Annotated in this window: 20 protein-coding genes; 15 read left to right on the top strand and 5 right to left on the bottom strand. The window is 72.7% G+C overall.

The genetic code is table 11. The features are described 5' to 3' along the window. The first annotated feature begins 92 nt into the window (after positions 1 to 92). The 5 genes from CP984_RS34225 (at position 93) to metK (ending at position 4,297) form a co-directional block, all read left to right on the top strand. Positions 93 to 416, top strand: a complete 324-nt coding sequence (locus CP984_RS34225) for an integration host factor (RefSeq protein WP_003982717.1) — start codon at positions 93 to 95, stop codon at positions 414 to 416. A gap of 38 nt (positions 417 to 454) precedes the next feature. Beyond that, positions 455 to 1,048, top strand: a complete 594-nt coding sequence (gmk, locus tag CP984_RS34230) for a guanylate kinase (protein ID WP_043978020.1) — start codon at positions 455 to 457, stop codon at positions 1,046 to 1,048. A 39-nt stretch (positions 1,049 to 1,087) separates the two neighbouring features. After that, on the top strand, positions 1,088 to 1,360 hold the full coding sequence (gene rpoZ / locus CP984_RS34235; RefSeq protein WP_003982715.1) for a DNA-directed RNA polymerase subunit omega: 273 nt from the start codon (positions 1,088 to 1,090) through the stop codon (positions 1,358 to 1,360). 240 nt (positions 1,361 to 1,600) lie between these two features. Beyond that, positions 1,601 to 2,884: a bifunctional phosphopantothenoylcysteine decarboxylase/phosphopantothenate--cysteine ligase CoaBC gene (coaBC, locus tag CP984_RS34240; RefSeq protein WP_003982714.1), complete on the top strand. Its 1,284-nt coding sequence runs from the start codon at positions 1,601 to 1,603 to the stop codon at positions 2,882 to 2,884. Between the two features lie 204 nt (positions 2,885 to 3,088). Then, the gene (metK, locus tag CP984_RS34245) at positions 3,089 to 4,297 is read left to right on the top strand and encodes a methionine adenosyltransferase (RefSeq protein ID WP_003982713.1); all 1,209 of its coding nucleotides are present in this window, start codon (positions 3,089 to 3,091) and stop codon (positions 4,295 to 4,297) included. 106 nt (positions 4,298 to 4,403) lie between these two features. On the opposite strand, the gene CP984_RS34250 is transcribed toward metK, so the two are convergent. The 4 genes from CP984_RS34250 to CP984_RS34265 all read right to left on the bottom strand — a co-directional run bounded on the left by CP984_RS34250 (position 4,404) and on the right by CP984_RS34265 (position 9,701). Next, complete coding sequence (locus CP984_RS34250) at positions 4,404 to 5,585, bottom strand: hypothetical protein (protein ID WP_003982712.1); 1,182 nt, start codon at positions 5,583 to 5,585, stop codon at positions 4,404 to 4,406. A 19-nt stretch (positions 5,586 to 5,604) separates the two neighbouring features. Further along, on the bottom strand, positions 5,605 to 7,563 hold the full coding sequence (locus tag CP984_RS34255) for an nSTAND3 domain-containing NTPase (RefSeq protein WP_003982711.1): 1,959 nt from the start codon (positions 7,561 to 7,563) through the stop codon (positions 5,605 to 5,607). Continuing rightward, positions 7,560 to 8,336 (bottom strand): toll/interleukin-1 receptor domain-containing protein, encoded by a 777-nt coding sequence (locus CP984_RS34260; RefSeq protein ID WP_003982710.1) that lies wholly within the window; start codon positions 8,334 to 8,336, stop codon positions 7,560 to 7,562. Before CP984_RS34260 ends, CP984_RS34255 begins: the two co-directional genes overlap by 4 nt. A 75-nt stretch (positions 8,337 to 8,411) precedes the next feature. Next, positions 8,412 to 9,701 carry a helix-turn-helix domain-containing protein gene (locus CP984_RS34265; RefSeq protein WP_003982709.1) on the bottom strand — a complete coding sequence of 430 codons (1,290 nt, stop codon included), beginning with the start codon at positions 9,699 to 9,701 and terminating at the stop codon, positions 8,412 to 8,414. A gap of 144 nt (positions 9,702 to 9,845) precedes the next feature. Between CP984_RS34265 and CP984_RS34270 the strand changes: the two genes are divergently transcribed. Next, on the top strand, positions 9,846 to 12,026 hold the full coding sequence (locus CP984_RS34270; RefSeq protein ID WP_086026243.1) for a primosomal protein N': 2,181 nt from the start codon (positions 9,846 to 9,848) through the stop codon (positions 12,024 to 12,026). A 276-nt stretch (positions 12,027 to 12,302) separates the two neighbouring features. Here CP984_RS34270 and CP984_RS34275 read toward each other — a convergent pair whose 3' ends face one another. Next, positions 12,303 to 12,845: a hypothetical protein gene (locus CP984_RS34275; RefSeq protein ID WP_003982707.1), complete on the bottom strand. Its 543-nt coding sequence runs from the start codon at positions 12,843 to 12,845 to the stop codon at positions 12,303 to 12,305. Positions 12,846 to 13,090: 245 nt separating this feature from the next. On the opposite strand from CP984_RS34275, the gene fmt reads away from it, so the two are divergent. The 9 genes from fmt (at position 13,091) to CP984_RS34320 (ending at position 21,682) form a co-directional block, all read left to right on the top strand. Further along, entirely contained in the window at positions 13,091 to 14,023 is a 933-nt protein-coding gene (fmt, locus tag CP984_RS34280; RefSeq protein WP_003982706.1) for a methionyl-tRNA formyltransferase, read from the top strand. Between the two features lie 252 nt (positions 14,024 to 14,275). After that, on the top strand, positions 14,276 to 15,706 hold the full coding sequence (locus CP984_RS34285) for an RsmB/NOP family class I SAM-dependent RNA methyltransferase (protein ID WP_003982705.1): 1,431 nt from the start codon (positions 14,276 to 14,278) through the stop codon (positions 15,704 to 15,706). A gap of 87 nt (positions 15,707 to 15,793) precedes the next feature. After that, positions 15,794 to 16,477, top strand: coding sequence for a ribulose-phosphate 3-epimerase (rpe, locus tag CP984_RS34290; protein ID WP_003982704.1), 684 nt, complete (start codon positions 15,794 to 15,796; stop codon positions 16,475 to 16,477). A gap of 245 nt (positions 16,478 to 16,722) precedes the next feature. Further along, positions 16,723 to 17,712 carry a sugar-binding transcriptional regulator gene (locus CP984_RS34295; RefSeq protein WP_003982703.1) on the top strand — a complete coding sequence of 330 codons (990 nt, stop codon included), beginning with the start codon at positions 16,723 to 16,725 and terminating at the stop codon, positions 17,710 to 17,712. 100 nt (positions 17,713 to 17,812) lie between these two features. Continuing rightward, complete coding sequence (locus CP984_RS34300) at positions 17,813 to 18,259, top strand: ribonuclease domain-containing protein (protein WP_003982702.1); 447 nt, start codon at positions 17,813 to 17,815, stop codon at positions 18,257 to 18,259. Further along, the gene (locus tag CP984_RS34305; protein WP_003982701.1) at positions 18,256 to 18,705 is read left to right on the top strand and encodes a barstar family protein; all 450 of its coding nucleotides are present in this window, start codon (positions 18,256 to 18,258) and stop codon (positions 18,703 to 18,705) included. The genes CP984_RS34300 and CP984_RS34305 overlap by 4 nt, the downstream gene beginning before the upstream one ends. Before the next feature lie 11 nt (positions 18,706 to 18,716). Beyond that, the gene (locus CP984_RS34310) at positions 18,717 to 19,133 is read left to right on the top strand and encodes a ribosomal maturation YjgA family protein (RefSeq protein ID WP_003982700.1); all 417 of its coding nucleotides are present in this window, start codon (positions 18,717 to 18,719) and stop codon (positions 19,131 to 19,133) included. A gap of 159 nt (positions 19,134 to 19,292) precedes the next feature. Beyond that, positions 19,293 to 20,633 carry a hemolysin family protein gene (locus tag CP984_RS34315; RefSeq protein ID WP_003982699.1) on the top strand — a complete coding sequence of 447 codons (1,341 nt, stop codon included), beginning with the start codon at positions 19,293 to 19,295 and terminating at the stop codon, positions 20,631 to 20,633. Beyond that, positions 20,630 to 21,682: a hemolysin family protein gene (locus tag CP984_RS34320; RefSeq protein ID WP_003982698.1), complete on the top strand. Its 1,053-nt coding sequence runs from the start codon at positions 20,630 to 20,632 to the stop codon at positions 21,680 to 21,682. Before CP984_RS34315 ends, CP984_RS34320 begins: the two co-directional genes overlap by 4 nt. Position 21,683 lies beyond the last annotated feature (1 nt).

The raw sequence follows: 21,683 nt of genomic DNA on the forward strand, positions 1-21,683 counted from the left end.
GTAAGCGCGTTGCTCGTTGCTCCGCAGGTGCGGGGCGACTAGGTTCCACACCGGTCCGTATCCGACAGTTCGACATCCGAGGTGACGTAGGCGTGGCTCTTCCGCCCCTTACCCCTGAACAGCGCGCAGCCGCGCTCGAGAAGGCCGCCGCGGCTCGCCGGGAGCGCGCCGAGGTCAAGAATCGGCTCAAAAATTCCGGCGCCTCCCTTCATGACGTCATCAAGCAGGGCCAGGAGAACGACGTCATCGGCAAGATGAAGGTCTCCGCCCTCCTTGAGTCCCTGCCCGGCGTCGGCAAGGTCCGCGCCAAGCAGCTCATGGAGAGGCTGGGTATCTCCGAGAGCCGCCGGGTCCGCGGCCTGGGCACGAACCAGATCGCCGCCCTGGAGCGCGAGTTCGGCGAGAAAGCCGGCTGAGTTTCCTGGCAGCGCCGGGGAACTGGAATAATCGCCGCATGGCTGCAACACCCCGGGGGACGTCCCCCGTATCCCCGGACGCCCGTCCGCGGCTGACCGTGCTCTCCGGCCCCTCCGGGGTCGGCAAGAGCACGGTCGTCGCCCATATGCGCAAGGTCCACCCCGAGGTCTGGCTCTCGGTGTCGGCCACCACGCGCAAGCCGCGCCCCGGGGAGCGGCACGGCGTCCAGTACTTCTTCGTGGACGACGAGGAATTCGACAAGCTCGTCGCCAACGGCGAACTGCTGGAATGGGCCGAATTCGCGGGCAACCGCTACGGCACCCCCCGCAAGGCCGTCCAGGACCGTCTGGAGGCCGGGGAGCCGGTCCTGCTGGAGATCGACCTCCAGGGGGCCCGGCAGGTCCGCGAGTCCATGAAGGAGGCCCAGCTGGTCTTCCTGGCCCCGCCGAGCTGGGACGAGCTGGTCCGCCGGCTCACCGGCCGCGGCACCGAGGCGCCCGAGGTCATCGAGCGCCGCCTGGCGGCCGCAAAGGTCGAGCTGGCCGCCGAGCCCGAGTTCGACGAGACCCTGGTCAACACCTCCGTCGAGGACGTCAGCCGTGAGCTGCTAGCCTTGATGAAGGTTCTTTGATCTTTACACCTGTTTACACCCCCCTTCGGAAGGCAGAGAGTGTCCTCTTCCATCACCGCGCCCGAGGGCATCATCAACCCGCCGATTGATGAGCTTCTCGAGGCCACCGACTCGAAGTACAGCCTCGTGATCTACGCCGCCAAGCGCGCCCGTCAGATCAACGCGTACTACTCGCAGCTCGGCGAGGGCCTGCTGGAGTACGTCGGCCCGCTGGTCGACACCCACGTCCACGAGAAGCCCCTGTCGATCGCGCTCCGCGAGATCAACGCGGGTCTGCTGACCTCCGAGGCCGTCGAGGGCCCGGCTCAGTGAGCATCCGGGCGCCCCGGCGTCTGGAGGACCCCGGCACGGCGCCTTGACCAAGGGCCCGGCAGCGCCGCTGCCGGGCCCTTGGTGTGTCATGGGGGAGTAACGACCGGGCCGACCTGGCCGACCGGGGTCCGCACCCCACCTGGGGCGGAACCCACGGAGTGGGGAGAGAACGCGATGGGCAAGCCGACACAGCCGCAGCGGGCGGATGGAGTCGAGGCGGCGGGCGGAGCTTCGGCCGGGATGGCGGGGGACGGGCCCGAGGCGATGGAGGGGAACGGTCCCGCGCGCCGCCCCCGGGTCGTCCTCGGGGTCAGCGGCGGCATCGCCGCGTACAAGGCGTGCGAGCTGCTGCGCCGCCTCACCGAGTCGGGGCACGACGTCCGGGTGGTGCCGACCGCGGCGTCCCTGCACTTCATCGGCGAGGCCACCTGGGCCGCACTGTCCGGCAACCCGGCCTCCACCGAGGTGTGGGAGTCGGTCCACGAGGTCCCGCACGTCCGCATCGGCCAGTCCGCCGACCTGGTCGTGGTGGCCCCCTGTACGGCCGACATGCTCGCCAAGGCCGCCCACGGCCTGGCCGACGACCTGCTGACCAACACCCTCCTCACCGCGCGCTGCCCGGTGATCTTCGCCCCGGCGATGCACACCGAGATGTGGGAGCACCCGGCCACCCAGGAGAACGTCGCCACGCTGCGCCGCCGCGGCGCCCTCGTCATCGAGCCCGCCGTCGGGCGGCTGACCGGCGTGGACACCGGCAAGGGCCGCTTCCCCGACCCCGCCGAGATCTTCGAGACCTGCCGCCGCGTCCTGGCCCGCGGCCCGCTCGGCCTGACGCAGGACCTCGCGGGCCGGCACGTCGTCATCAGCGCCGGCGGCACCCGCGAGCCCCTGGACCCGGTCCGCTTCCTGGGCAACCGCTCCTCCGGCAAACAGGGGTACGCGCTCGCCCGCACCGCCGTGGCCCGCGGCGCCCGCGTCACCCTCGTCGCCGGCAACAGCGAGCTGCCCGATCCGGCCGGGGTGGACGTGGTGCACATCGGTACGGCCGTCCAACTGCGCGAGGCCGTGCTGAAGGCGGCGGCGGACGCCGACGCGGTGGTCATGGCGGCCGCCGTGGCCGACTTCCGGCCCGCCGCCTACGCCACCGGAAAGATCAAGAAGAAGGACGGCCAGGAGCCCGAGCCGGTCGCCCTCGTCCGTAATCCGGACATCCTCGCCGAGATCTCCGCCGACCGCCCCCGCCCCGGCCAGGTGATCGTCGGCTTCGCCGCCGAGACCGACGACGTCCTCGCCAACGGACGCTCGAAACTCACTCGAAAGGGTTGTGATCTGCTGGTCGTCAACGAGGTCGGCGACCACAAGGCGTTCGGCTCGGCGGAGAACGAGGCGGTGATCCTGGCCGCCGACGGCGCCGAGACGCCCGTACCGTACGGACCGAAGGAGGCCCTCGCCGACACGGTCTGGGACCTCGTGACCCCCCGCCTGCCCACCCCGCAGCCCTCTTCCACCCCTCCTACCTCATGATCGGAACCCGCCGCCCCGGTCTCCGCCGGAACGAGATCTTCCTCTCTCCGGCGCGGTGTCCCAGGTCACGGCGGGTCCATAAATCGAGACTGCGTGCCCGAACGCCTCTCATGACCGATAAACTGGCCGCGGATCGTGCCGAGCGCAGCTCTCGGCCCTTCCGCCAATGATCAGCCAGCAGCCGCTGCAACCCCAGGGAGCGATGTGTCCCGCCGCCTGTTCACCTCGGAGTCCGTGACCGAGGGTCACCCCGACAAGATCGCTGACCAGATCAGCGACACCATCCTCGACGCCCTCCTGAAGGAGGACCCGGCCTCCCGGGTCGCCGTCGAGACGTTGATCACCACCGGCCTGGTCCACGTGGCCGGCGAGGTGACGACGAAGGCGTACGCCGACATCCCCAACCTCGTACGCAACAAGGTCCTCGAGATCGGCTACGACTCGTCGAAGAAGGGCTTCGACGGTGCCTCCTGCGGCGTCTCGGTCTCCATCGGCGCGCAGTCCCCGGACATCGCCCAGGGCGTCGACACCGCCTACGAGAAGCGCGTCGAGGGCGATGAGGACGAGCTGGACAAGCAGGGCGCGGGCGACCAGGGCCTGATGTTCGGCTACGCCTGCGACGAGACCCCGGAGCTGATGCCGCTCCCGATCCACCTCGCGCACCGCCTGTCCCGGCGCCTGTCCGAGGTCCGCAAGAACGGCACCATCCCCTACCTGCGCCCCGACGGCAAGACCCAGGTCACCATCGAGTACGACGGCCACAAGGCCGTCCGCCTCGACACCGTCGTGGTCTCCTCGCAGCACGCCTCGGACATCGACCTCGACTCCCTGCTCGCCCCGGACATCCGCGAGTTCGTCGTCGAGCACGTCCTCAACCAGCTCGTCGAGGACGGCATCAAGCTGGACACCGACGGCTACCGCCTGCTGGTCAACCCCACCGGCCGCTTCGAGATCGGCGGCCCGATGGGCGACGCCGGTCTGACCGGCCGCAAGATCATCATCGACACCTACGGCGGCATGTCCCGCCACGGCGGCGGCGCCTTCTCCGGCAAGGACCCGTCCAAGGTCGACCGCTCCGCCGCCTACGCCATGCGCTGGGTCGCCAAGAACGTCGTAGCGGCCGGGCTGGCCGCCCGCTGCGAGGTCCAGGTCGCCTACGCCATCGGCAAGGCCGAGCCGGTCGGCCTGTTCGTCGAGACCTTCGGCACTGCCACGGTCGACGTCGACAAGATCGAAACCGCCATCACCGAGGTCTTCGACCTCCGCCCGGCCGCCATCATCCGCGACCTCGACCTCCTCCGCCCCATCTACTCCCAGACCGCCGCCTACGGCCACTTCGGCCGCGAGCTGGAGGACTTCACCTGGGAGCGGACGGATAGGGTGGAGGCGCTGAAGAAGGCTGCGGGGCTGTAGTCCTGCGCTGCGCTTGAAGGCCCCGGCCCCGGCCCGCTTCGGCGGGGCGGGGCCGGGGCGTTTGCGTGCACGACGCGCGAGCGCGTCCCCCACACACTCCGGGGCGTCACCCGCCCTCGGACGTCCCGTAACCGGCTCCGCCTGCTTCGCCCGGCGCCTCCTCGTCGGAGTCTCCGGCGGATTCGTCTCCTGCGGTCCCGGGGGAGTCGAACCGCCGGCGGATGGCCGACGCCGCTTCCTCGCACCCCTCGGCGGCCAGGCAGTCCGCGATCCGACGGGCGAACAGAGCCCGTACGTACTCGTCACGGGCCAGCCCGGCGTCATCCATGAACGACCCCAGCACCGTGGGGACGTCCGGCTCCTCCGGTTCCCGCTCACCGTCACCGTCCCGGAACGGCTGCCCGTCCGGGGCGGCGAACGACGAGAAGTACGCGCCGTGCGGTGCGGTGCTGCCGTTCACCGACTCCCCGTTCACCCGCTCTCCGGGCGCGTCGGGGCGCGCGACCAGGTGCCGGAACAGCTCCGGCACCTCCTGGTTGTTGGCGGCAGAGGACAGTTGCGCCAACGGACCTATGAGGTCCACGGTCTTCTCGATCCGGTCGTCGTGCTTGGCCATCCACCAGACCACGGCACTGCCGGTGTCTTTCAGTACCTCGTTGCCCAGATACGTGCGCTTGCTGCGTTCGTAGTTGCGTTCGTGCTCCCAGACGTCCTCGTCCTTGCGGACCGTCGAGAGCTTGGTGAGACGTTCCCGGTCCGCGTCGGACAGCTGGAGCGTGACGTTCTCGGCCATCGCCTCGACCCGGTCCGTCACGTCGGGCTCCATGGTGCCCAGCGCCCCGTCGAGCTGGTGCTGGGCCAACGTGCTGTGGTGCGGATTCTGCCGTGCGGTGACGGCTCGCGCCCGGGCGAGGACGGCGTCGACCGCCAGCCCGCCCGCGTTCACGCGAGGGGCGTCCACCGCGGCGGCGAGCGGACGCCAGCGGATCGTGGCGGAGAACAGGAAGTCGTAGTCCGGTACGGAGCTGGGGAGCGCCACCCCCGCCACGGTCCTCTCCCAGCGCTCGACGGGCGGTACCGGGAGATCCGGGTGAGCGGGATACTCCCACGGCCCGGAGGGCCGGCGCCGGGAATCGGACCAGAAGGCCGCGGCCGAGCCGGTGACCAGGACGGCCGCCGACGCGGACCAGGCCCAGACGGGCCATTGCAGGCTAAGCCCGGCGATGACCAGGAGCAGAGCGCAGATGACGGTGAGGAAGACCGTGGCGGTCTTGTGGCCAGAACTCATGACGATCTCCGGGAGCGGGTCACAGGCTGGGAACGGGCGGCTCGATACCGTGCGCGGCGTCGATCCGGCACTCGAGCGCCGCGAACAGCGTCCGGCGCTCCACCGCCTCGGCGGGCACGGCCGGAACCCAGTCGCGGGCGACGGTGTGCAGGCGGGCGAGGACGCCCGGAGCCCGGGCGGCGGCGTCCACCACGACATCGAGCAGTGATTCCAGGTGCGGCCCGGTGGCCAGCGCCGCCGTCAGCCAGTCCGCCAGAGGCTCGCGCCACTCCTCGTACGGACGATGGCGCAACACGGCGGCCCAGCCGGCAGTCAGCCGTTCCCGGACCGCCGTACTGCGGAACAGACCGCGGGTGCGGACAGCCACCGCGGCCATGGCCAGCAGGAGCGCCGCGTCGGTCGGCCACCGTTCCGGCTGCAGTCGGCCCAGCAGCATCCGGAAGAGCCGGCCGCCCTTGCGCGCGAGGCCGAGCAGCGCTTCGAACGCCTGGTCGTCGCCGGAGCCGGACGCCCGCGCCAGGTGATGCAGCCGTACCAACGCCTGGTCCGGGTGCCGCACGGCCATGACCTGGGAACAGACCACGACGAGCGCTTGGCGCAGGTCCCTCGGCAGGCCCGCCACAAGAGACCACTCGTAGATCCGCTGGCGGAACGCGCGGCCGAAGCCGTCGTGATTCAGGCCCTCCGTCAGCGCTTGGGAGATGTCGGCGAGCAGCCGTCCGGCGTGGCGCCCGGCCCACTGCTCGGCCAGCCACCACAGATCCTGGGGGCGCCCACTGGCCAGACACTGTTCCGCGAACCAGCCGATCAGCTCCTTCCGGGTCTCCTGGGGCAGCTCGTGCCAGGCGACACAGTCACGCACCCAGTCGCGGAACTGCTGGCGAAGGTCCGAGAAGTACGTCCAGAAGTGAGCGCGGATCGCCGCGTCGTATCCCAGGACGCGGAACCGGACACCGCCGTCCTTGCCCGTACCGGCTTCGACGGCCTTGAACTCGGCCGCGAGGTCGGTGTGGTCGAGGCGGGGGCGGTCGTCACCGGGATGGCCGAGGATGTCCTGCAGGGTGTTGGCCGCCCGTAGCACGATGGCGGGGTCGCGACCGTGGAACATCGCCAGGGAGAGGGCGAGGGCGCGTTGGCGGCCGGTGAGTTGGGCCATGAAGTCGGCGACCCGGGGCTTGCGGCTGTCGGCCCGCTCGGCCATCGCCCGGTCGCACCAGCGGCGGAAATCGCCGGCCGCGCCATCCGCGTCTCGGGCGCGGCGGATCTGACCGGCGAGTTTGGCGAGGTCCTCCATCGTGGCGTCTGCCGTGTACTGGGTCAACTGCGGGGTGGCGAGGTCGGCGGGGTCCGGGTGGATGCCGTCCCGGCGGAGGTACCGCATCAGCAGCCTGCCGCCATTCGGGCGTTCGATCTCGGCCGTGAGCCAGTGCAGGTCCTGGCGTTGCAGGTGGTCGAATTGCTGGGGCAGGACGACGACGAGCCGTGCCGAGCGGGTCGCGACCACGGACCGGAAGTCGGAGAGCTCGGCCTGTACGGCGTTGTAGCGCTCGGCGTCGCTGCTCGACAGATCCAGCAGCATCCGGTCGCGCTCGCCGATCAGCGCGGTGTCGAGAGCCCGGTCCGTGGTGTCGTCCTGGGTGTCGGGAAGCTCGTGGAAGTTGCCCGCGCCCTCGGAGAGTTCGTGCAGCAGCATCAGCGCGGCGGCCCGCCGGCCGCTGCCGGGCTGCCCGGCTATCAGGACGGTGCCGTGGTCGTGCAACAGGCTCCGCGCCCGGCGGAATCCAGACGGATAGACGAATCGTTGGTAGAGCCAGCGGCGGTCGTCCTCCGCGATGGCGAGGGATGTCCGCACCCGTGCGGCCAGGCGTGAAACGGCTTCGTGAACGTAGAAGTTGTACTGGGGGCCGTCCCCGGAGTTCAGCGGGGCGTGTGCCTGGTGGACGTAGGAGCCGAAATGGCCTGCGACGCGCTCGGTCATCGCTCGCCGTCCCGGCGGCGGGGAGACGGACCGAACCGGTGGCTGATCGGCATGTGTGCGTAGTCAGTGGAGACCTGTGTCGTTCCGTCGCCGTTGATCTTTGTTCCGCCGGTGCCGATCTGGTCGCCGGACCCGGTGTGCATCGGCGCGTTGGACTCGTTGACGAAGGTGCCGACGGTGCCGCGAAGGTTTCCGATGCCGCCACGCTGTCCCTCGTTGCGCACCGACGGGACGGGCTCGTGGGGCGATTCCTGGCCGGCGCGCTCCGTGGACGGCGCTGCCGTGTCCAGCGGCGCCAGCTCGGGTACCTGCGCGACGAGCCGGTCACCGAGCCGCGCGATCTCCCGCTCACCGCCGTCCCGCAGCCACAGCCGCTCGTACTGGCACTCCGCGAGCTCGGCGAGGGAGGGCGGCAGTGACTTGGGGTCGAGTTGTTCCACACGCCGGCCCAGCAGCAGCGGCACGACCAGGATCCCGCAGGTGAGTGCCTCCTCGATCTCACGGCGTACCCAGTCGTCCTCGTTGTCCAGCGCCCGCCGGTCCGGACGTTGCCGGTCGGGGGCGTCCAGCCAGCGTTCGCCTATGAGAGCGAGGAGGACGCAGCTGCGCCGGACGGCGTTGATGATGTCACGTTCGTAGCGCGCGCCGAGAGGGATCGATGCCCCGGCGAGGAAGGTGCTGTCTTTCCCGAAGCGGTCGGACAGCGCCTCCTTGAGCCGTTGTGCGGTGTCCTTGCCGTCGCCGGTGCGGTAGTTGATGAAGATTTCGGGCATGGCTGAGTGACCTTCCTGAGTTGCAGGTGGATGAGCTGGGGGACGTGTGGCAGGCCGCGGCGCGGCGGGCGGTTCCTACCGGGGGGCCGCGGCCAGCGTCGTGGAGAGTTCCGGGCTGAGTTCCCGTACGGATGCGTTGCGGGGGTGGCGCCCCAATGTGCGGGCCAGCCGTCGCAGGTCGGCGGTGATCGTCGCGGACTGGACGAGGCTGATGGTGGGGAGCAGACCTCGGGTCACTTCACAGGCGAGTTCGATCTCGCCCGCGGCGGCGTGCGCGAGGGCGCGCCGGAGTTCGTAGCGCGAGCGGGTGCGCAGTGCGTGACCGGGCAGCCGCGCGGTCTCCCTGCCGAGGATTTCCGCGGCCTGCCGCGGCCGTCCCAGTTCGTAGAGGCACCAGCCGGTGAACATCGCCACCACGTCGGGCAGGTGGGAGGCGCCGATGACGGGTTCGTGCGGGTCGCGGCGTTCGAGTGCGAGGAGGTTCCGGGACCGGTCGAGACTGCGCATGCAGGCGTCGTAGTCGCCCTTGACGGCTTGGCACTGGGCCAGCTTCTGTGCGGCCAGGCCCTTGATCCGTGGCGGGGCCTGGCTGTCGAGCGCGTGTGTGGCCAGGTCGACGGCGCGGTCCGTATCTCCCCGGAAGAGGCTGATCAGCGAACGGCGGGCCAGCGCGTACGCGGCCAGGCTGTCGTCGTTGCCCGCCTCCGCGAGTTCCACGGCGCGGTCGGTCCACCACAGTGCGGCATCGTCGTTCCCCGATTCCTGGGCCATCCAGCCCGTGTACTCGGCGAACCGGGACGCGAGTACCAGAAGTGCCTGACGGGTGCGGGTGCCGCTGCGGGCGGCCAGTTGTTGCAGGCTGTGGGTCTGGGAGATCAGCTGCGGTAATAACGCGCCGGGGCCCGAGACCTGTCCGAGCCGCCGGTACTGGCCGAACAGCGCCCGTGAAGCGTCGACCAGCGTCGAGGCCCCGGTACCGGTGGTGACGTTCATGCCGCCCACCCCGATCCCCAGGACCGAGGCCGCTCCGGCGCTGATCACGCGCCGGCGGCCCACCGGCTGGAACGATCCCGACCCGTCCTTGTCCAAGTGCATCAGCCATACCTCACCTTCGTGACTCGTCGGCGTAATGCCCTGTGCCGGTGCGGGCGCCGGCACCAGGCCGGCCAGCGCCCCTCGTGCACCGAGTTCTTCGTCGCAGAGCCGGGCGAGCTGCGGAGTCGGGAGTTTCAGGCCCCGTTCCACCTTGCTCAGCTGCCCTTTGCTGTAGTGGACCCGTCGGCCCAGCTGGTCCAGTGAGAGATCCGCTGCCAGGCGGCGTCTGCGGAGTTCCGGTCCGAACGCGTGGGGCTGCTGCGGAAGCATGCGATCCTCCGTAACTGTCCGTCCGGGCAGCCGGCGAGCGTTGCGTGTCAGCGTGCGGCAGGCGGCACGGCGGAACAAGGCGAAAAGGGCTGTTTCCCGTTTCCACCTGGGAGCGAACCGGATGGGGCGACGGCTGTCGAGACCATGGAACGGGCCCCGGCCCCGGCGCCGCTGTCACCCCCATCTGCTAAACCTGAACCCGTGACCAGGAAAGACGATGACCACAGCGCGGGCGCGGAGCAGCTTGCGTTGATTCGGGAGGTGGTGCGGGGGCGGAAGGGGGAGCGGGCGCGGCCGCGGACTTGGCGGGGGGCCGAGTTGGCGGAGGAGTTGCCGGTGGCTCGGGTGCTGGTGGACAAGGGGCTGGTGCATCTGGACCGGTATTTCGATTACGCGGTGCCGGCGGCCATGGACGCTGAGGCGCAGCCCGGGGTGCGGGTGCGGGTGCGGTTCGGGGCCGGGGAGAAGGGGGGCCGGCGGGAAGGGGGGAAGCTGGTCAACGGGTTCGTGGTGGAGCGGGTGGCGGAGAGCGAGTTCCGTGGGGTGCTCGCGCCGATCGCGCAGGTGCTGTCGCCCGAGCGGGTGCTGACGCCGGAGCTGCTGGGGCTGTGCCGGGCCGTTGCCGACCGGTATGCGGGCACGCTCGCGGATGTGGTGCAGCTGGCGGTGCCGCCGCGGCGGGCGAAGGTGGAGGGGAAGGATTCCGGGGCGCCGTTGCCGCCGAACGCGATGCCCGACGTGGGGAGTTGGGGAAGATATGCGGCGGGTCCCGGCTTCCTGGAGGCGTTGGGGCGGGGGGAGTCGCCGCGGGCCGTGTGGACGGCGTTGCCGGGGCCGCAGTGGCCGCAGGAGCTGGCGCGGGCGATGGCCGCTGTGATGGCGTCCGGGCGCGGGGCGCTGGCCGTCCTGCCGGACGGGCGCGCCGCCGCGCGGGTGGACGCTGCGCTGGAGGAGCTGGTCGGGGCCGGGCGGCATGTGGTGCTGAGCGCGGACGCCGGGCCCGAGGAGCGGTACCGGCGGTGGCTGGCGGTCAGCCGCGGCGCGGTGCGGGCGGTGATCGGGACGCGGGCGGCGATGTTCGCGCCGGTGCGGGACCTGGGGCTGGCGGTCATCTGGGACGACGGGGACGGCAGTCACAGTGATCAGCGCGCGCCGCACCCTCATGCCCGTGAAGTGCTGCTGCAGCGGGCCGTGACCGAGCGGGCCGGATTCCTGCTGGGCGGCCTGAGCTGCACGGTCGAGGCGGCGCAGCTGGTGGAGACGGGCTGGGCGCGTCCGCTGACGGCCGACCGTGAGCAGGTGCGCGCCGCGGCGCCGCTGGTCCGTACGGTCGGTGACGCCGACGAGGCCCGGGACGCGGCGGCGCGGGCCGCGCGGCTGCCGACGCTGGCGTGGCAGGTGGTGCGCGAGGGACTCAAGCACGGGCCGGTGCTGGTTCAGGTGCCGCGACGGGGTTACGTACCGCGCCTGGCGTGTGAGCGCTGCCGGGAGCCGGCGCGGTGCCGGGCGTGCGCGGGTCCGCTGGAGGCGCGCGACGCGGGCGAGCTGCGGTGCGGCTGGTGCGGGCGCGAGGAGGGCGACTGGCACTGCGGGGAGTGCGGGGGCACGCGGCTGCGGGCCCGGATCGTGGGCGCGCGGCGGACGGCGGAGGAGCTGGGGCGGGCGTTTCCGGCCGTGCCGGTGCGGACGTCGGGGCGCGATCATGTGCTGGACACGGTGCCCGGCGTGCCGTCCCTGGTGGTGAGTACGCCGGGCGCGGAGCCGGTCGCCGAGGGCGGGTACGCCGCCGCGCTGCTGCTGGACGGCTGGGCGCTGCTCAGCCGCCCCGACCTGCGGGCCGGGGAGGAGGCGCTGCGGCGCTGGCTCCAGGCCGCGGCGCTGGTACGGGGCCACGCCGAGGGCGGCACGGTCGCGGTCATCGCGGAGGCGACGCTGCGCCCCGTACAGGCGCTGGTGCGGTGGGACCCCGCCGGGCACGCGGTCCGCGAGCTGGCGGAACGCGCCGAGCTGGGCTTTCCGCCGGTGTCCCGGATGGCGTCGGTGACCGGCCGCCCCGAGGACGTGGCCGAAATGCTGGCCGCGGCCGCGCTCCCGGAGGGCGCCGAGGTGCTGGGACCCGTACCCGTACCGGCGCCCGACGCGGGACGCCCGCGCCGGCCGGGGGACCCGCCGCCCGGGGAGGAATGGGACCGGGCGCTGGTACGAGTACGCCCCGGCCAGGGTGCCGCGCTGGCGGCGGCGCTCAAGACGGCGCAGGCTGCGCGGCTGGTCAAGCGGGAGGGGGAGGCGGTTTGGGTGCGGGTGGATCCGCCGGACCTTGGGTGAGGGGCTGGGGGGTTCGGAGGAGGGGCCGGGAAGCTTGGGGGAGCGGAGGGGAGAGTGCGGGAGCCTGGGTCCGGGTCAGAGGAGTTCGGCTGGGACCCGGGGAGTCTGGGGGAGCCCGGCAATCCTGGGCCCGGGTCCGAGGAGCTCGGCTGGGGCCCGGGGCTCTAGTGGCGGCTCGGGCCCCGGGTAAAGCCTGCCGGGCTGCAAGGCAAAGGCGAAAGCGCAGATGAGGAAAAGCCGCCCCGGGGGAGGAGCCGGGGCGGGGTGTGGGGGTGGTCAGCCGTTGCGGGGGCCGGGGAAGGCGCCGGGGCGGGCCTCTTCGCGGGACGGGACCGGGGACTGGCCCGGGAGCGTACGGGCGGCGGGCACCGACGGCGCGGCCGGCAGGCCGGGGGAGACGGCCAGGCTGCGGGCGCCGGACGGTTCGGCCGTTCGGACGGCCTCGCTGTTCTCGGAGCCGGGCTGGGCCGTGGAGCGGCGGGCGCCGTAACGGCGGTGCACGGCTTGTTTCGTGACGCCGAGGGCCGATCCCACCGCATCCCAGGAGAAGCCCAGCGAGCGGTCGAAGTCCACCGCCGCCGTGACGAGGGTTTCGACGCTGTCGCGCAGTTCCTGGGCGAGACGTACGGTCGGGGCGGGGGCGCGCCCGTAGACGACGAAGCCCGCGGACGGGCCGGTGCGCCGCGGCCGGTAGACGTTGCCGAGCTGAGCGGTCAGGGTGCGCAGGGCGTCCACCTGACGGCGGACCCGCTCGATGTCCCGTACCAGTAGGTGCAGGCTGGCGCGCGCCTGGGCGTCGTGGGTTGCGTGGTCGGCCATGAACAAGCCTCTCGAACCGGCGTTGGATGTGCAGAGGAACGTGACAAGCAGGTAAACGAGCGGGCCGCGAGGGCGGCCCGGCTCGGTCAATGCTGCTTGACCAACGCAACAGCAGTGGCTCTGGTCACGGTATGGGGGCGTACGGGCTCCAATGTGGGGCGCGCGTCTGTTCGCGCGCCCCCTCGAAGGGGTGGCCCATAGACTGGTGCGCCGTTCCGCAGCGTGTGAGAGGTAGTACGCCACCCATGAGGCTCGTCTTCGCCGGCACCCCCGAGGTCGCCGTACCCGCCCTGGATGCCCTGATCGCCTCGGACCGGCACGAGGTCGTCGCCGTCGTCACCCGGCCCGACGCCCCCGCCGGCCGCGGCCGCCGGCTGGTCGCCAGCCCGGTCGCCGAGCGCGCCGAGGAGGCCGGCATCGAGGTGCTCAAGCCCGCCAAGCCGCGCGACGAGGACTTCCTCGCCCGGCTGCGGGAGATCGCGCCGGACTGCTGCCCGGTCGTCGCCTACGGGGCGCTGCTGCCCAAGGCGGCCCTGGACATCCCCGCGCACGGCTGGGTCAACCTGCACTTCTCGCTGCTGCCCGCGTGGCGTGGCGCGGCGCCGGTGCAGCACGCGGTGCTGGCCGGTGACGAGGTGACCGGCGCCTCCACGTTCCAGATCGAGGAAGGGCTGGACTCCGGGCCGGTGTTCGGGGTGATCACGGAGGAGGTACGGCCGACCGACACCAGCGGCGACCTGCTGACCCGGCTGGCCCTCGCCGGGGCGGGGCTGCTGGCCACCACCATGGACGGCATCGAGGACGGCACGCTGCAGCCGGTGCCGCAGCCGGGCGAAGGCATCACCCTCGCGCCGAAACTGGAGGTCGAGGACGCGAAGGTGGACTGGACGGCGCCCGCCCTGCGGGTGGACCGGGTCGTGCGCGGGTGCGCGCCCGCGCCCGGCGCGTGGACGCTGTTCCGCGGCGAGCGGCTGAAGCTGATGTCGGTGGGTCTGGTGGCCGACCGTACGGACCTGGCGCCCGGCGAACTCGCCGTCACCAAGAAGGCGGTGTACGCCGGTACGGGCAGCCACGCGGTGGAACTGCTGTGGGTCCAGCCGCAGGGCAAGAAGCCGATGCGCGGCGCGGACTGGGCCCGCGGGGTGCGGATCGGGGACGCGGAGCGGTTGGGGGACTGAGGGCTCGGCTCCAGGGCCCCAGGGCTCGGTCCCAGGAACCCAGGAACCCAGGAACCCAGGGCCCCAGGGCTCGGCCTCAGGGCTCCCGGGCTCGGCCCCGGAACGCGGGGCTCGGACCCGGGCACCCAGGTCACGTCCCCAGGCCCCGAGGCCGTCGCGGCCGGTCACAGGCCCAGCACCCCCACCCCCTCCTCTCCGCCACGTAGGCTTGGGCCCGAACTTCTTCCCGTACAGCAGCGGAGCACATTTCCCGTGAGTGGCCAGTCGCGTCGTCCCAGCAAGCCCTATCGCCGCCCCCGTAAGGACCCGGTTCGGATACTCGCCTTCGAGGCGCTGCGGGCCGTCGACGAGCGGGACGCGTACGCGAACCTGGTGCTCCCGCCGATGCTGCGCAAGGCACGGGAGACCGGGGACTTCGACGGGCGGGACGCGGCGCTGGCCACCGAGCTGGTGTACGGCACGCTGCGGTGGCAGGGCACGTACGACGCGATCATCGCGCGGTGCGTGGACCGGCCGCTGCGCGAGGTGGACCCGCCGGTGCTGGACGTGCTCTCGCTCGGCGCTCACCAGCTGCTCGGCACGCGCATCCCGACACACGCCGCGGTGAGCGCCAGCGTCGAGCTGGCCCGCGTGGTGCTGGGCGACGGGCGCGCGAAGTTCGTCAACGCCGTGCTGCGGAAGATCGCCGCGGATGACCTGAACGGGTGGCTGGAGCGGGTCGCGCCGGAGTACGACGACGACCCCGAGGAGCATCTCGGGATCGTGCACGCGCACCCCCGGTGGGTCGTCTCGGCGCTCTGGGACTCCCTCGGCGGCGGGCGCGCGGGCCTGGAGGACCTGCTGGCGGCCGACAACGAGCGGCCCGAGGTCACGCTCGTGGCCCGGCCCGGGCGGTCCACCCCCGAGGAACTGATCGAGGCCGTGGGGGAGGAGAGCGCCCTGCCCGGCCGCTGGTCCCCGTACGCGGTACGGCTCGCCGAGGGCGGCGAGCCCGGCGCCCTGGACGCCGTACGGGAGGGCCGGGCCGGTGTCCAGGACGAGGGCAGCCAGCTCGTCGCGGTGGCCCTGGCCAACGCTCCCCTCGAAGGCGCCGACCGCACCTGGCTCGACGGCTGCGCCGGCCCGGGCGGCAAGGCCGCACTGCTGGGCGCGCTCGCCGCGCAGCGCGGCGCCCGGCTGCTCGCCTCCGAGAAGCAGCCGCACCGTGCCCGCCTGGTGGCGCGTTCGCTGGCGGGCAACCCCGGCCCGTACGAGGTCATCGCGGCCGACGGCACCCGCCCGCCGTGGCGCCCCGGCTCCTTCGACCGCGTCCTGATGGACGTCCCGTGCACCGGCCTCGGCGCCCTCCGGCGGCGCCCGGAGGCCCGCTGGCGCCGCCGCCCGGAGGACCTGGAAGGCTTCGCCCCCCTCCAGCGCGAACTCCTGCGCCAGGCCCTGCTCTCGGTCCGCGTCGGCGGCGTGGTCGGCTACGCGACCTGCTCACCGCACCTGGCCGAGACGCGCGCCGTGGTGGAGGACGTCCTCAAGGCACGGGGCGGCGCGGACGTGACCGCGGAGTGGATCGACGCCCGCCCGCTGCTGCCCGGCGTACCCGCTCTGGGCGACGGCCCGGACGTACAGCTGTGGCCGCATCTGCACGGTACGGACGCGATGTACTTGGCGCTGTTGCGGCGGACGGCGTAGGGCGTCGAGGCGGCGGGGGCCGGGCCACGGCCGTATGCCCCACCCACCCCCTTAGTCCCCCCGTCGGCAAGGGGACATACTGGAGGCATGGCCTTGATCAACCCCAGCATCCTGTCCGCAGACTTCGCCCGGCTCGCCGAGGAGGCGAAGGCCGTCGAGGGCGCCGACTGGCTGCATGTCGATGTGATGGACAACCACTTCGTGCCGAATCTGACGCTGGGTGCTCCGGTCGTCGAGGCGCTGAGCAAGGCGACGGACACCCCGCTCGATCTGCATCTGATGATCGAGGACCCGGACCGGTGGGCGCCGCAGTACATCGAGGCGGGTGCCGGGTCGGTGACCTTTCACGCGGAGGCGGCGGCCGCGCCCGTACGGCTGGCGCGGGAGATCCGGGCCAAGGGGGCGCGGGCCTCGATGGCGCTCAAGCCGGCCACGCCGGTCGAGCCGTACGAGGATCTGCTGCCCGAGCTGGACATGCTGCTGATCATGACCGTGGAGCCGGGCTTCGGCGGGCAGGCGTTCCTGGACATCATGCTGCCGAAGATCCGCCGGACCCGGGAGCTGATCTCCAAGCACGGCCTGCAGATGTGGCTCCAGGTGGACGGCGGGGTCTCGGCGTCCACGATCGAGCGGTGTGCGGAGGCCGGCGCGGACGTCTTCGTGGCGGGTTCGGCGGTGTACGGGGCGGACGACCCGGCCAAGGCGGTGCGCGAGCTGCGCGCGCAGGCCGAGGCCGCGACGGCCGGGGCCGGCTGGGCCTGCGCGCACTGACGTAGCGCCTTCGACGCAGGGGTGCCCGCGGACCGGCCGCGGGCACCGGCGCCGCACGTGGTGTGACCGGCCCCGCGCACGGGCCCGCACGCCGGTGTTTCTTGGTGTCACCGCCACCGAGCGTTCACGATGACCAGGGCGGTGATGGTCCCCGACCACCTCGGGTTTCTGCAAGGATGAGCAAAGACTCGATCAGGTGCGCACAAGGGGAGAATCTCGTGGTTGCCAGCCGCCCGCAGTCCGCAATGGGCCCCGCCGAGCTGGTGCAGGCCGCGGCCATGGCCCGCCGCTTCTACCTAGAGGGCAAGTCCAAGATCCAGATCGCCGAGGAGTTCGGCGTCAGCCGCTTCAAGGTCGCCCGGGTGCTGGAGACGGCGCTGGAGCGCGACCTCGTACGGATCGAGATCCGCGTCCCGGCGGAGCTGGACGCCGAACGGTCCGACGCGCTGCGGGCCCGCTACGGCCTGCGGCACGCGGTCGTGGTGGAGTCGCCCGCCGACGCGGCCGACGACGCCCCGGACCCGGAGAACCTCGGCGAGGTCGCGGCCGACCTGCTGGGGGAACTGGTGACGGAGGGGGACGTGCTCGGGCTCGCCTGGGGCCGGTCCACCATCCACATGGCGGCCGCGCTGCACCGCCTCCCGCCGTGCACGGTCGTGCAGCTGACCGGCGTGTACGACGCCGGGACCGCGGACCGCGGGTCGGTCGAGGCGGTCCGCCGCGCCGCCGACGTCTCGGGCGGCGAGGCGCACCCCATCTACGCGCCGATGCTGCTGCCCGATCCGGCGACCGCCGCCGCCCTGCGCGGCCAGACCGGCATCGCCCGCGCGTTCGAGTACTTCGACAAGGTCACCGTCGCCTGTGTCTCCATCGGCTCCTGGGCGCCGGGCATCTCCACCGTCTACGACATGCTCACGGAGCAGGAGCGGGAGCACTACGCCTCGCTGGGCGCCGCCGCCGAGATGTCCGCGCACCTCTTCGACGCCGAGGGGCGCCGGATCGGGCGGGACCTGGGCGAGCGGTGCATCACCGTCGAGGCGGACCGGCTGCGCCGTATCCCCGAGGTCGTGGCGATCGCGGGCGGCCGACGCAAGGCGGCGGCGATCGGCGCGGTGCTGCGGTCCGGGCTGGTGACGAGCCTGGTGACGGACACGGCCGCCGCCGATCATCTGCTGCTGGAGACGGGCCCCGGCCCGCGTCCGGCGCTGGAGCGGGCGGACCCGGACGGCTCGTGAGCCCTGCGGGAGGCCACTGGCTGATCTTGCAGGGACGCGAGACGTGATCTTGTGCGGACGCGGGCGCGCACCCCGTGCCGCCCTGTGACAGCATCGGCGCATGGTGATCCGTTCCGCTCCCCGTGCTGCCGTCGGCGTGCTCGCCGCGCTGCTGGCCTGCGTTCTGCTGTTGGTGTCCGGCTGTTCCGGAGGCGGTGGCGGGCAGGGGAGCGCGAAGCCCACGCACGGGGCGCCCTCGGGGAGCGCCACCGCGCCGGAGTGGGCGCGCGGCATGGCGACCGTACCGGCCGGCCGGCTGCCCGCGCAGGCCCGTGAGACGCTGCGGCTGATCGACGCGAAGGGCCCGTTCCCGTATCCGAAGGACGGCACGGTCTTCGGCAACAACGAGCGGCTGCTGCCCCGGCAGAAGCGGGGCTACTACCACGAATACACGGTTCCCACCCCGGGCTCGAAGGACCGTGGCGCGCGCCGGATCGTGACCGGCGACAGCCACGAGACGTACTACACCGATGACCACTACCGGACTTTCAAGGCGGTGCTCCGATGACGGCTCCCGTGCCCCGGCCGCTCGCGGCGGTGCTCGACGGCGGTACGCCCCCCGGGGTGGTGCCCTGGCCGCATGACCGGCCCGCGCAGGAAGCGCTGGACGCGGCGCGCGCGGCCGGGTGGAGCGGTGCGCTGCTCGACCTCGAAGGCGTCACGGACAAGGCGGAGTTCATGGACCGCTGCGCGCGGGCGTTGCGGCTGCCCGACTGGTTCGGCCGTAACTGGGACGCGCTGGCGGACTGCCTGACCGACCTGTCGTGGTGTCCGGCGGACCGCGGCCGGGTGCTGGTGGTGTGCGGCTGGCAGGGGTACGCGGCTGCCGCACCAGATGACTGGAGTGTCGCCGAGGAGGTCATCGCGGACGCGGTGGCTTTCTGGCGTGACACGGACACCGGGCTGGCCGTCGTGATGGCGCGCGGTCGGAAGCCGGGGGCTTCGGCGGAGTGACGAACGGGGGGATGCGGGGGTACGGCGTGGCTCGTACGCGCCTGGTGGCGTGCGTCGCGGCGCTGCTGGCCGTCGCCGCAGGGCTCGGCGTGCGGGCCGGGGCGGCCCGCACGGGACTGGGACCCGAGGTCGCCAAGTACGCGGGGGACGCGCTCTACACCGTGCTCGTGCAGACGCTGGTGGTGCTGGCCGCGCCGCGCGTCCGGCCGCCGGTCGCGGCCGGTGTGGCCCTGGCCATCAGCTGGGCCGTGGAGTTCGCGCAGCTCAGCGACGTACCGGCGGAGCTGTCCCGGCGCAGCGTGGTGGCGCGCCTGGTACTCGGCTCGACCTTCAACGCGCCGGATCTGTTCTGGTACGCGGTGGGCGCCGGGTGCGCCTGGGCGGTGCACGGGTGGCTGCGGGGGCGGAGCCGTACGGCCGTGGGGTGAACCGGTGCGGACGTACGGCCGCGGCCCCAACTGGTACGGACGTACAGTCGCGGCCTGAACCTACGGACGTCCGCCCCCCGAGCCCGCCGTCCGCCCCGCCACCCCCCGATGTTTCACCCGCCCCCCTCCGGGCACCGAGGTGCGGCGGGAGGTGACGCGGTGGCCGAGGTGCTGCTCCTACTGGTGGCGTTGGCGCTCACGCTGGCCTGTGCCGTGTTCGTGGCGGCGGAGTTCTCGCTGACGACGGTCGAGCGCAGCGAGGTGGAGCGCGCGGCGGAGGCGGGGGAGCGGGGCGCCGAGGGGGTGCTGAGCGCGGTGCGCGCGCTCGCGTTCCAGCTGTCCGGCGCGCAACTGGGCATCACCGTCACCTCGTTGGTCATCGGCATGCTCGCGGAACCGTCGCTGGCGGCGCTGCTGCGCGGCCCGCTGGCGGCGGCCGGACTGCCGGGCACGGTGGTGCCCGGCGTCGCGTCCGCGCTCGGGGTGGGCGTGTCCACCGTGGTGCTGATGGTCGTCGGCGAACTCGTGCCCAAGAACTGGGCGATCTCCCGGCCGCTGGCCGTGGCCCGGCTGGTGGCCGGCCCGCTGCGCGCCTTCAGCGCCGTCTTCGCGCCGTTCATCCGCCATCTGAACCGGTCCGCCAACCGGATCGTCCGGCGCTTCGGGCTGGAGCCCACCGAGGAACTGGCGTCCTCCCGCAGCCCGGCCGAACTGGTCGCGCTGGCCCGGTACTCGGCCGAGGAGGGCGCCCTGCCCGCCGACTCGGCGGAACTGTTCGTACGGACCCTGCATTTGGGCGAGCTGACGGCCCAGAGCGTCATGACGCCGCGGGTCGACGTGGTCGCCCTGGAGGCGCGGGCCACCGCCGCCGACGCGGCCACCCTCACCCTGGCCACCGGCCTGTCCCGCTTTCCCGTGTACCGGGGTGGCCTGGACGAGGTGATCGGCACCGTCCACATCCGTGACGTGCTCGCCCTCGACCCCGCGGTGCGGACCGCCACCACGGTCGCTCAGCTGGCCACCGACCCCGTACGGGTGCCGGAGTCGCTGCCCGTCGACCGGCTGCTGGACCGGCTGCGCACCGTCCGGACGATGGCGGTGGTGATCGACGAGTACGGCGGTACGGCCGGGATCGTCACCCTGGAGGACATCGTCGAGGAGATGGTCGGCGACGTACGGGACGAGTACGACCCGGTGGAGGGTCCTGACCTGCTGCGGACCGGGGCGCGGTCCTGGGAGGCGGACGGCACCCTGCGCCTGGACGGGCTGGCCGGGATCGGCCTGGAGGCGCCCGACGGGCCGTACGAGACGCTGGCCGGACTGCTCGCGACCCGGCTGGGGCGGATTCCGGAGCCCGGCGACGAGGTGTGCGCCGGGGGCTGGCGGCTGACGGTGCTGGACGTGCGCAGGCACCGGGCCGAGCGGGTACGGCTGACCGCGCCCGCCGGTGCGTCCTCGCCGGTGGCCCGGGCCGACGACGGCGGGAGGGAGCGGGCATGACGCTGGTTCAGCTGGCGGTCGCCGCGTTGACTTTGGTCAGCAACGCCTTCTTCGTCGGCGGAGAATTCGCGATGATCTCCGTACGGCGCAGTCAGATCGAGCCGCGTGCCAAAGACGGGGACCGCCGGGCCGAACGGGCGCTGTGGGGTCTGGAACACCTCTCCGAGATGCTCGCCACCGCCCAACTGGGCGTCACTGCCTCCTCGTTGGTGCTCGGCGCGATGGCCGAACCCGCCATCGCGCACCTCGCCGAGCCACTGTTCGCGGCGGTGCGCGTCCCGCACGGACTCGTGCATCCGGTCGCGTTCGTCCTGGCGCTGTCCCTGGCCACGTATCTGCACATGCTCGTAGGGGAGATGGTCCCCAAGAACATCGCGCTGGCCGCGCCCGAACGCTCCGCGCTGCTGCTGGGGCCGCCGATGGTGGCCCTCACCCGCGCGCTGCGCCCCGTCGTCGTAAGCATCAACGCCCTGGCCAACACGCTGCTGCGGCTCGTCCGGATCGAGCCGGCGAACGAGGTCGCCGCCGCCTTCACGGACGAGGAACTCGCCCGTATCGTGCAGGACTCCCGGCACGCCGGGCTGCTCTCCGACACCGGCGGCGAGCGGCTGCGGGACGCGCTGGAGCTTGGGCAGCGGCCGGTCGGCGATCTGCTCGTACCGCTGTCGGAGATGGTCACCGTCGATCAGCGTGTGACCCCGGACGAGCTGGAACGGACCGCGGCCCGCGCCGGGTTCTCCCGGCTGCCGGTCACCGGCCCGGCCGGTACGGTCCTCGGCTACCTGCACATCAAGGACACCCTCGGCGTCGTCGAGCGCGACCGGCCGTTCCCCCGGAAGGCGCTGCGCCCCATGCCACGCGTGCACCGCGACACCCCGCTGGACGACACCCTGACCACGATGCGGGCGGCCGGCACCCAGCTGGCCGCGGTGGGCGGCGAGCAGGGCGAGGTGCTCGGCTTTGTCACGATGACGGACGTACTCGGGGAGCTGGTGGGCCCGCCCGCCCCGGACCGGGCCCGGGGCGCGGTCGAAGGAGCGGATCAATGAG

This window comes from Streptomyces rimosus, from assembly GCF_008704655.1.
GTDB lineage: Bacteria > Actinomycetota > Actinomycetes > Streptomycetales > Streptomycetaceae > Streptomyces > Streptomyces rimosus.

Excerpts from the sequence above, each read along its gene's own strand:
- CP984_RS34300 (WP_003982702.1), top strand. The coding sequence starts at position 17,813 with ATGGTGATCCGTTCCGCTCCCCGTGCTGCCGTCGGCGTGCTCGCCGCG.
- gmk (WP_043978020.1), top strand. The coding sequence starts at position 455 with ATGGCTGCAACACCCCGGGGGACGTCCCCCGTATCCCCGGACGCCCGT.
- CP984_RS34270 (WP_086026243.1), top strand. The coding sequence starts at position 9,846 with ATGGAACGGGCCCCGGCCCCGGCGCCGCTGTCACCCCCATCTGCTAAA.
- CP984_RS34275 (WP_003982707.1), bottom strand. The coding sequence starts at position 12,845 with ATGGCCGACCACGCAACCCACGACGCCCAGGCGCGCGCCAGCCTGCAC.
- CP984_RS34265 (WP_003982709.1), bottom strand. The coding sequence starts at position 9,701 with ATGCTTCCGCAGCAGCCCCACGCGTTCGGACCGGAACTCCGCAGACGC.
- coaBC (WP_003982714.1), top strand. The coding sequence starts at position 1,601 with ATGGCGGGGGACGGGCCCGAGGCGATGGAGGGGAACGGTCCCGCGCGC.
- CP984_RS34250 (WP_003982712.1), bottom strand. The coding sequence starts at position 5,585 with ATGAGTTCTGGCCACAAGACCGCCACGGTCTTCCTCACCGTCATCTGC.
- CP984_RS34305 (WP_003982701.1), top strand. The coding sequence starts at position 18,256 with ATGACGGCTCCCGTGCCCCGGCCGCTCGCGGCGGTGCTCGACGGCGGT.
- fmt (WP_003982706.1), top strand. The coding sequence starts at position 13,091 with ATGAGGCTCGTCTTCGCCGGCACCCCCGAGGTCGCCGTACCCGCCCTG.
- CP984_RS34260 (WP_003982710.1), bottom strand. The coding sequence starts at position 8,336 with ATGCCCGAAATCTTCATCAACTACCGCACCGGCGACGGCAAGGACACC.
- rpe (WP_003982704.1), top strand. The coding sequence starts at position 15,794 with ATGGCCTTGATCAACCCCAGCATCCTGTCCGCAGACTTCGCCCGGCTC.
- CP984_RS34310 (WP_003982700.1), top strand. The coding sequence starts at position 18,717 with ATGCGGGGGTACGGCGTGGCTCGTACGCGCCTGGTGGCGTGCGTCGCG.
- CP984_RS34295 (WP_003982703.1), top strand. The coding sequence starts at position 16,723 with ATGGGCCCCGCCGAGCTGGTGCAGGCCGCGGCCATGGCCCGCCGCTTC.
- CP984_RS34255 (WP_003982711.1), bottom strand. The coding sequence starts at position 7,563 with ATGACCGAGCGCGTCGCAGGCCATTTCGGCTCCTACGTCCACCAGGCA.
- CP984_RS34320 (WP_003982698.1), top strand. The coding sequence starts at position 20,630 with ATGACGCTGGTTCAGCTGGCGGTCGCCGCGTTGACTTTGGTCAGCAAC.